Annotated in this window: 9 protein-coding genes; 7 read left to right on the top strand and 2 right to left on the bottom strand. The window is 65.5% G+C overall.

Annotation, left to right across the window (positions count from 1 at the left end; translation table 11 throughout):
• Window positions 1-484: 484 nt before the first annotated feature.
• The 3 genes from IAE38_RS23415 (at window position 485) to IAE38_RS23405 (ending at window position 2,100) form a co-directional block, all read left to right on the top strand.
• Window positions 485-1,048 carry a GNAT family N-acetyltransferase gene (locus IAE38_RS23415; RefSeq protein ID WP_028631614.1) on the top strand — a complete coding sequence of 188 codons (564 nt, stop codon included), beginning with the start codon at window positions 485-487 and terminating at the stop codon, window positions 1,046-1,048.
• Window positions 1,049-1,126: 78 nt separating this feature from the next.
• A complete protein-coding gene (locus tag IAE38_RS23410; RefSeq protein WP_201161883.1) occupies window positions 1,127-1,666 on the top strand; it encodes a hypothetical protein in 540 nt (179 codons plus the stop codon).
• Between the two features lie 20 nt (window positions 1,667-1,686).
• Complete coding sequence (locus tag IAE38_RS23405; protein WP_201219539.1) at window positions 1,687-2,100, top strand: lysozyme inhibitor LprI family protein; 414 nt, start codon at window positions 1,687-1,689, stop codon at window positions 2,098-2,100.
• On the opposite strand, the gene mnmH is transcribed toward IAE38_RS23405, so the two are convergent.
• A complete protein-coding gene (gene mnmH / locus IAE38_RS23400; RefSeq protein ID WP_201219537.1) occupies window positions 2,082-3,200 on the bottom strand; it encodes a tRNA 2-selenouridine(34) synthase MnmH in 1,119 nt (372 codons plus the stop codon). The two genes, IAE38_RS23405 and mnmH, sit on opposite strands and share 19 nt — an antisense overlap.
• A complete protein-coding gene (gene selD / locus IAE38_RS23395; RefSeq protein ID WP_201219535.1) occupies window positions 3,200-4,234 on the bottom strand; it encodes a selenide, water dikinase SelD in 1,035 nt (344 codons plus the stop codon). Before selD ends, mnmH begins: the two co-directional genes overlap by 1 nt.
• Before the next feature lie 110 nt (window positions 4,235-4,344).
• On the opposite strand from selD, the gene IAE38_RS23390 reads away from it, so the two are divergent.
• The 4 genes from IAE38_RS23390 to IAE38_RS23375 form a co-directional block, all read left to right on the top strand.
• Window positions 4,345-5,199 carry a putative selenate ABC transporter substrate-binding protein gene (locus IAE38_RS23390; RefSeq protein WP_201219533.1) on the top strand — a complete coding sequence of 285 codons (855 nt, stop codon included), beginning with the start codon at window positions 4,345-4,347 and terminating at the stop codon, window positions 5,197-5,199.
• Between the two features lie 20 nt (window positions 5,200-5,219).
• On the top strand, window positions 5,220-6,014 hold the full coding sequence (locus IAE38_RS23385; RefSeq protein ID WP_201219541.1) for a phosphonate ABC transporter ATP-binding protein: 795 nt from the start codon (window positions 5,220-5,222) through the stop codon (window positions 6,012-6,014).
• On the top strand, window positions 6,008-6,835 hold the full coding sequence (locus IAE38_RS23380; RefSeq protein ID WP_201161888.1) for a PhnE/PtxC family ABC transporter permease: 828 nt from the start codon (window positions 6,008-6,010) through the stop codon (window positions 6,833-6,835). Before IAE38_RS23385 ends, IAE38_RS23380 begins: the two co-directional genes overlap by 7 nt.
• Window positions 6,832-7,471, top strand: a 640-nt coding sequence (locus tag IAE38_RS23375) for an ABC transporter permease subunit (protein WP_201219531.1), incomplete at its 3' end; no start/stop codon positions are given. The genes IAE38_RS23380 and IAE38_RS23375, both read left to right, overlap by 4 nt.

Here is a 7,471-nt window from a genome sequence, read left to right as displayed (position 1 = left end):
TGACAGGCGCGCGCGACCGCCTGGTTGGTACGACACGGTACCGCGACATGCACCAAGGCGTCCGCGCGCCAATGGCACAGGCCTAATTGGCCCGAAACAAACGTAGGAGCGAGCAGAGCTCGCGATGCGCCGCGCGGGCGGCGCTCGATCTGCGCGCCACCACAACCATCACGTCATGCCCTTGGTTGCCATCACGCGATCTGCCTCGGCCACCACGCCGACCGGTTTGCGGGTAGAGGGGTGGGGGCTTACAGGTGCCCGCCTTGAGGTATTTTCGCCTGTGAGGCCGAGCGCCGCCCGCGCGGCGCATCGCGAGCTGCGCTCGCTCCTACGATTGTTTCGGGCCAGTTACGCCTGTGGCAGGCGCGCGTGACCGCCTGGTTAGGCGTCCCGACTGTAGCCCCTGGCAATAATGCAAGCCAGGCGCCTTCCACCCAACATGTAGGTAAACTGTCATCTCCCCGCAATGGACAGGAGATCCGGCGTGACCCCACCCCGCAGTTTCCCCAGTGACCTCTGCCTCGACAGCCCGCGGCTGCAACTGCGCCCCATGCGCCATGCCGACGCTGCGCAGTGGTTGAAGATCATGGCCGACCCCGAGGTCATGCGCTATTGGCATCATGCACCCTGGCACAACCTGGCTGAGGCAGAAAGTGCCCTGGCCGCCGACCGCGAAGCCTACACCCGTGGCGAGCAACTGAAGCTCGGCATGTACCGCCGCGACAATGGCGAGTTGATCGGCATGGTGCAGCTGTTCAACATCGACGATGTTTCCCGCCGTGGCGAGATCGGTTACTGCCTGGCCAGCGCCGTGCAGGGGCGCGGCTACATGGATGAGGCGTTGACCTGCTTCATCGACTATATCGCCAACACCCTGCACTTGCGCCGCCTGGAAGGGGAGATCGACCCACGCAACCAGGGCTCTGCGCGTACGTTGGAGCGCCAGGGCTTCGTGCTTGAAGGTACGTTGCGCGCCCGTTGGTGCGTAGCGGGTGAGTTGTCGGACTCCGGCATTTACGGCCTGCTGCTGGAGCCGCCAGTTGCCTGATGCCTTGTACCCGGTGTTTGGAGGGCGGGCCGGGCATGGGTTAAGGTCACCCCTTGTCCCGAACTCTCCAGGTGCCCCTTGCCCGCTTTCTACCTGAGCATCAGCCTGCTGCTGTACCTGGCCGCGCTGTTTTTTGACGGCGCGCTGATGGCAGGCGGTCGCCACATGCCGGCCTTGCAGATGCTGTTGTACGGGCCATGGGGCTTGCCGTTCGGCCTGCACCAGTGGTTCGCCAACCCACTGCTGGCCCTGGCCATTCTGGCCCACCGTCGCCTGCGCCGGTTTGCGTTGCTGGCAGGGCTGGGCGCCTTGTACCTGGCGGGTACCAGCTTCGGTATCGACCGCCTGCCCGACAACCAGAGCTATGAGTTCCACGACCTGGCCGGCTTTGCCGCTGGTTTTTACCTGTGGCTGGCGGCGATCGGCGTGTTCTGCCTGGGCCAGGCCTGGCACTGCATGAAAGCGCGCTGCGCCGCCGATATGCCAGGCTGGAACTGGGCGGATGTAGCCCTCATTGCGGCACTGGCGGTGACGTTGTATGCCGCCACCCAGATGCCGTCTTTGCGCTTCGAACCCGGCAAGGTGCTGATGCCGCCGGAGCAGCCTCAGACTCTGTAACGACCACAAGGAGCCTTTGCATGATCAAGCATTATCTGGCGGGCATCGCCTTGGCCTGTACCCTGCCGCTGGCCATGGCCGACGACCATTCGCCGGCCTATGGGCAGTGCATGGACAAAGCCTCCAGCACCGTCGCCATGAGCGAATGCCTGAAGGCGGAAACCCAGGTGCAGGACCAGCGCCTGAACGCGGTGTACAAACGCCTGATGGGCAAGCTGGCTGCCGATCAGCAAAAAAGCCTGCGCGATGTACAACGCAAGTGGCTGGCCTACCGCGATGGCAACTGCCAGTTCCACCGGCAGGCCAGTGGCGGCACCATGGCCCAGCTGGAAGGCGGCACCTGCCTGATGGACATGACCCGCGACCGTGCAGCGGAGCTGGAGCGCGTACTAGCCCCGGGCAATGACGGCTTGGGTTACAGGCGCGGCGCCTGATGCCGCTGCGCCCGTGCCTTGAGGTACTCGCGCACTTCCAGGGCGTTGCCGGCAAACTCGATACGCTCGGCTTTGGCGTCCCGCTGGTAGGCGTACATCGGGTCGTAGTACTCGCTGAGCAACCCCTCGATCCAGCCCCGGTGCAGATCCACCGCGCCGCTGCGCTGCTGCTCATCCAGTGCCTGGGCGAGCAGCGCCGCAAGCCGTTGATGGCGCTCGCCGCCCAGGCGCTTGTGGATATTGGCCATGCTCTGCAGCATCCGCTGTGCAAACAGCTGTAACCCCGCCTCGTGGCCATGAAGTGCCACGAACTCGGCGCTCAGGTCGATCACGTAGTCACGCAGTATCCGCTCCACCCGGCCGCCGAAGCTGTCTTCCAGCCACACCATCGGGTACTGCTGCATGCCCTGGTAGAGCTCCAGCGGGACCGTGCAGCTGCCCACGATACGGCCTTCGTCTTCCAGCACGAACTGGCTGACCCCACGGGCGCGTTTTTTCAGCACGTCGATGGCCAGTTGGTTTTCGAAGTCGATCTGCGCCGGTTGCGCGGTGGCGCGCTTGCCGAAGCTGGAGCCGCGGTGGTTGGCGTGGCCTTCCAGGTCCAGTACGTTGTCCAGTTGGTGCAGTACATCGGTTTTGCCGGTGCCGGTCAGGCCACCCAGCAGCACGAAGCCGCACTGGGCAACGGCTTGCTGGGTAGTCTCCAGCAGGTAGGTACGCATGGCCTTGTAGCCGCCGGTGATGCGAGGGTAGCGGATACCAGCCTCATCACGTAGCCAGCCCTGAACGATCTGCGAACGCAGGCCGCCCCTGAAACAGTACAGGTAGCCTTCAGGGTGAGCCTGGGTGAACGCCACCCAGGCGTCCATGCGCGCCTGCTTGGTGTAACCCCCCACCAGGCGGTGGCCCAGCTCGATGGCGGCGGCCTGGCCCTGCTGCTTGAAGCAGGTGCCGACCTTCTGCCGCTCCTGGTCGTTCATCAGCGGCAGGTTGACCACGCCGGGGAAGGCGCCTTTGATGAATTCGATGGGGGCGCGCATGTCCATCATCGGCACGTCGTTCAGGAAAAGCTGACGGAAGTCAGTGCAGTCGGGGCGCATCAAACGACCTCGACTGCGTGGCTCTGTCGCGCTACCAGGCTGCCGATCGGCGATAGCTGCAGGCCCAGCTCGGAGGCCACGGAGAGAAACGCTGCTTCACCTTCAGGGCTGACCGCCACCAGCAGGCCACCGCTGGTTTGCGGGTCGCACAGCAGGTGCTTCTGCTCGTCGCTGAGGGCGCCCAGCTTGTGCCCATAGCTTTCGAAATTGCGCAGGGTGCCGCCTGGGATGCAGCCTTCGGCCAGGTAGTGCTCGACGCCAGGCAGGCGTGGAACAGCGGCGTAGTCCAGGTGCGCCGTCAGGCCGCTGCCTTCTGCCAGCTCCACCAGGTGGCCAAGCAGGCCGAACCCGGTGACGTCGGTCATGGCCTTCACACTGTCGAGCTTGCCGAAACGGCTGCCTGGGGTGTTGAGGGTACACATCCAGTCACGGGCCAGGCCCCGGTCCTGATCGCGCAGCTTGGCTTTTTTCTCGGCGGTGGTGAGGATGCCGATGCCCAGCGGTTTGGTCAGGTACAGGCGGCAACCTGCCGTGGCGGTGTCGTTGCGCTTGAGGTGGCGCTTGCTGACCACGCCGGTGACGGCCAGGCCGAAAATGGGCTCGGGCGCGTCGATGGAGTGCCCGCCGGCCAAAGGAATGCCCGCTTCGGCACACACTGCACGGCCCCCGCGAATGACTTCGCGGGCGACTTCTGGCGGCAGCACGTTGACCGGCCAGCCAAGAATGGCGATGGCCATCAACGGGTCTCCGCCCATGGCGTAGATGTCGCTGATGGCGTTGGTGGCTGCAATGCGCCCGAAATCGTACGGGTCATCGACGATCGGCATGAAGAAGTCGGTGGTCGACACCACGCCACGCTCATCGTCCAGCGCGTACACCGCCGCATCGTCGCGCGAGGCATTGCCCACCCACAGCTTGGGGTCCAGCGCCTGGGCGCCGCTTTCGGCAAGGATCACGTCCAGCACCTTGGGAGAGATCTTGCAGCCACAGCCGGCGCCATGGCTGTACTGGGTCAGGCGAATCGGCTCGCTCATGTGCACCTCGGCAGCTCAATGTATGGCGCGATTGTAGCAAAGCTGGCCTTTGAGCCCGGGCCTCTTATAATCCGTTGGGCGGCCGCTCGCCCCTCAACTGGAGAATACCCATGCTCAAACGTCCCCTGGCGCTCGCCGCCAGCCTTGTGCTGTCCTGCTGCACTGTTGTCGCCCAGGCGGCGGAAACCCTGCGCGTCAGCGCCATCCCGGATGAAGCGCCAACCGAACTGCAGCGCAAGTTCAAGCCGTTGGGCGAGTACCTCAGCAAGCAGTTGGGCATGGACGTGAAGTTCGTCCCCGTGGCCGACTACCCGGCCGTTGTCGAGTCGCTGGCATCCGACCGGCTGGACCTCGCCTGGCTGGGCGGTTTCACCTTTGTCCAGGTACACCTCAAGGACCCGACCGCCACCCCGCTGGTGCAGCGTGAGCAGGATGCCCAGTTCACGTCCAAGTTCATCACTGCCAACCCTGACGTGAAGAGCCTGGCCGACCTCAAGGGCAAATCCTTTGCCTTCGGCTCCATTTCCTCCACCTCCGGCAGCCTGATGCCGCGCTACTTCATGCTCAAGCAGGACAACATCAAACCCGAGGGCTACTTCAGCCGGGTGGCCTATTCCGGTGCCCACGACGCCACCGTGGCCTGGGTGCAGGCGGGCAAGGTGGACGGCGGCGTGCTGAACGCCAGCGTGTGGCAGAAGCTGGTGGATGCCGGCAAGGTGGATACCAGCAAGGTCCGTGTGTTCGCTACCACGCCGACCTACTTCGACTACAACTGGACGGTGCGCGGCAACATGGACCCTGCGCTCAAGCAGAAGATCAAGCAGGCCTTCCTCGACCTGGACCCGGCCAACCCCGAGCAGAAGGCCATTCTGGACCTGCAGGCCGCCAGCCGCTTCATCGAAACCAAACCTGAAAACTACCAGGGCACCGAACAGGCTGCCCGCGAGGCCGGCCTGCTCAAGTGACGGCGGCTGCGACTTCGGCGCTGGCAGTGCAACTGCACGGCGCCGGCTTGCGACATGCCGCAGTGCGGGCGCTGGACGGCGTGAGCCTGGCAATCCGGCAAGGTGAGCGGGTGGCCATCATCGGCCCCTCGGGTGCCGGCAAGTCCAGCTTGCTGCACCTGATGGCCTCAGCGCTGCCGCCCAGCAGCGGTAGCCTGCACGTGCTCGGCGAGCAGCCCTGGGCGCTGTCTGCCAGGGCGCGCCAACGCCTGCGCGCCCAGGTGGGGTTGGTGCACCAGGCGCCGCCGCTGCCACCTCGCCAGCGCGTGGTCACGGCCGTACTCGCCGGTCGCCTCGGCCAATGGGGCGTGCTGCGGGGTTTGTTCAACCTGCTGTACCCCAGCGATATCCCCGGTGCACGCCGGGTGCTGGCCGAACTGGGCCTGGCTGACAAACTGTTCGTGCAGTGCGGGCAACTGTCAGGCGGGCAGTTGCAGCGGGTAGGCATTGCCCGTGCCCTGTACCAGCAACCCCGGCTGTTGCTGGCCGATGAACCGGTGTCGGCGATGGACCCGGTGCTGGCCGACCACAGCCTGGCCTTGCTCAACCGCCATGCCCAGGCCAGCGGTGTGACGCTGGTGGCGAGCCTGCATGCCGTGGAGCTTGCACTGGCGCACTTCCCGCGGGTGATTGGCATCCGCGATGGCCACGTGCTGTTCGACTGCCCGGCCGAGGCGGTCAGCGAACAACTGCTCAATGACTTGTACGCCAACGAGCACTTGGCGCCGGCGCCTGACCAGCCAGCACCCTTGTCTGTGCAGATGCCTCGATGTTGAAGGCTGATGCGCGCGACCCTGCATTGCTGCCGCGTTTGCTGCTTGGGCTGCTGGCAGTGATGGTGCTGTGGCCCGGCATCCAGCTGAGTGAACTCAACCCCAGCGTGCTGCTGCAGGCGGAGAACCGTCAGCAGATCGCCAGCTTCACGGCGGCGTTCTGGCCGCCGACCCATGATGCGCAGTTCGTGGCACTGCTGCTGGACGCCACCCTGCAGACCTTGGCTGTCGCCACTGCCGGTATGGCCCTGGCACTGTTGCTTGCAGCACCGGCAGCGTTACTGGCCAGCCGGGCACTGTCGTTGCGTGCCGCTTCCAGCAATGGGCGCGGGGCCGGGTGGTCGCGGTGGGTGCGCATGCCGGTGCGTGGGGTACTGATCTTTCTGCGCAGCGTGCCGGAAATTGTCTGGGCGCTGCTGTTCGTACGGGCAGTAGGGTTGGGGCCGACAGCGGGGGTACTGGCTATCGCCATTACCTACAGCGGCATGCTGGGCAAGGTCTATGCCGAGATTTTCGAATCGGTGGATCAGCGGCCGGCCCACGCGCTGCTGCATGCCGGTGCGGGCCGGCTGAGCGCGTTTTTCTACGGCATCCTGCCCAATGCGGCCGCCGAGGTGGTGTCGTATACCGTTTACCGTTGGGAATGCGCTATCCGCGCTTCAGTGGTGATGGGCTTTGTGGGGGCAGGGGGCCTCGGCCAGCAGATCGATTTGTCGATGCGGATGTTCGCTGGCGCCGAGGTGGCGAGCATGCTGCTGACATTCCTGGTACTGGTGATGTTGGCCGACGGTTTCAGCCGCCTGTTGCGCTGGAGGCTGACATGAACCGGCTGATCAACCTGGGGCTGGTAGCAGCGATTTTGGCGGCGGTGGTCGCGTCTTTCACCTACCTCGGCTTGGATTTCCAGGCGCTGGTGGGTAACGGCGGCCTGGGGCAGATGGGCGAGTACGCCGGGCGTTTCCTGCACCCGGACCTGTCTGCCGGGCATGTGGGGGCGGTTGCCTACGGTGCGCTGGAAACCTTGGCCATGTCGGGCATGGGCACGTTGCTGGCGATGGTGCTTGGGCTTTTGCTGGCCCTCCCTGCAGCTGGCCGCTTCGGGTGGCCGTTGCAGGCGGTGGCGCGGCTGCTGCTCAACGCCCTGCGTGCCATCCCGGAACTGGTGTGGGCGGCGCTGACGGTGCTGGCTGCAGGGCTAGGCCCCAACGCCGGTACCCTGGCCCTGGCGCTGCATACGGCGGGGGTGTTGGGCCGGCTGTTTGCCGAGGCGCTGGAAAACGCCCCCCCGGAACCCGCGGCGGCTATCCGGCTGCAGGGGGGTAGCCAGGTGGCTGCGTTCTGCTTCGGCACCTTGCCCAACCTGTGGCCGCAGCTGCTGGCATACAGCCTGTACCGCTGGGAAAACAACATCCGCATGGCCAGCGTGCTGGGGTTCGTTGGGGCGGGCGGGTTGGGGCAGA

This window comes from Pseudomonas sp. S32 (genome assembly GCF_016648095.1).
Taxonomy (GTDB): domain Bacteria; phylum Pseudomonadota; class Gammaproteobacteria; order Pseudomonadales; family Pseudomonadaceae; genus Aquipseudomonas; species Aquipseudomonas parafulva.
This window is presented reverse-complemented; position numbering and strand designations above follow the sequence as displayed.